This is a genomic window from Vibrio sp. YT-18, assembly GCF_033337345.1.
Taxonomy (GTDB): Bacteria; Pseudomonadota; Gammaproteobacteria; order Enterobacterales; family Vibrionaceae; genus Vibrio; species Vibrio alginolyticus.
Genome location: NZ_JAWOQO010000287.1, coordinates 1 through 1,037 on the forward strand (window position 1 = coordinate 1; position 1,037 = coordinate 1,037).

1 protein-coding gene is annotated in these 1,037 nt (G+C 47.3%); it reads left to right on the forward strand.

Annotated features, from left to right (window positions below; translation table 11 throughout):
• Positions 1-1,037: PLP-dependent aminotransferase family protein (locus R7M72_RS26035; RefSeq protein WP_318056585.1), on the forward strand; the 1,037-nt coding region annotated here is incomplete at both ends.

Consider the following 1,037-nt stretch of genomic DNA (forward strand, 5'->3'; position numbering starts at 1 on the left):
CGCCAGCAGTCTGTATTTTTTGCAATAAGGGATAAGATTGTTCGAGGGCTTTGGCCCAAGAACGTCAAGCTACCGTCGACTCGTAAACTGGCACAAGAGTTGAACCTTAGCCGCAACACGGTTATTTCTGCCTACGAACAGTTAGTTGCTGAAGGGTACTTGGTCAGCCAGCGTGGTTCAGGCTTTTTTGTTGCTGTTGAGTTGCCAGAACAATACTTGCCTGAAAAGTTGCCAACTCAAGCTGCCAACCTTCCGCCAGCGGCGTTGGATGTGAATGCCAGTTTCGCTCCCGGTGTACCCGATTTATCGCTTTTTCCAACCGCTTTGTGGCAAAAATATCTCAATCGTCACTTATCCCGTACGTGTCTGCTAGGCAATCAAGACATTCAAGGTAGCTGGGAGCTTCGATGCGCTTTATCGGATTACTTAGCGTCGAGCCGTTCAGTGAACTGCACGCCTAGTCGAATCATCATCACGTCAGGCGCGCAGCAAGCGTTGTGTATCGCCACCATGGCAACATTAACGTCAGGAAGTAGAGTGCTAATGGAACAGCCAGGTTATGCGCAGATGCGCAAGTTGATCCTGTTTCAGCAATATCAATTTGAACCGTTATTCGTAAGACAAAAAGTGGGTTTTGATATTGATTCCGTCACGCAAAGTACTGCAGATGCACTCTATATCACGCCAAGTAACCAATATCCGATGGGGACGACTTTAAACACTGAGCAGCGAGCACAAATCATTGAGTGGGCATCGAACCAAGAGGCTTGGATTCTTGAAGATGACTACGACAGTGAATTCCAATTTGCACATCGTCCATACACCAGTTTGCAAGGGTTAGCCGCACAAATGGGCCGAGACGAGCGAGTGTTATACATCGGTTCTTTTAGTAAAGTCATGTTTAATGGTTTGAGGCTTGGCTATCTCGTTGTGCCTGAATCGCTGGTCGATAAATGTTTGATGGTGAAAGACGCACTTAGTGGTGACACACCAAGTCATATTCAAGCCGCAATGGCGGACTTTATCTCAGAAGGAAG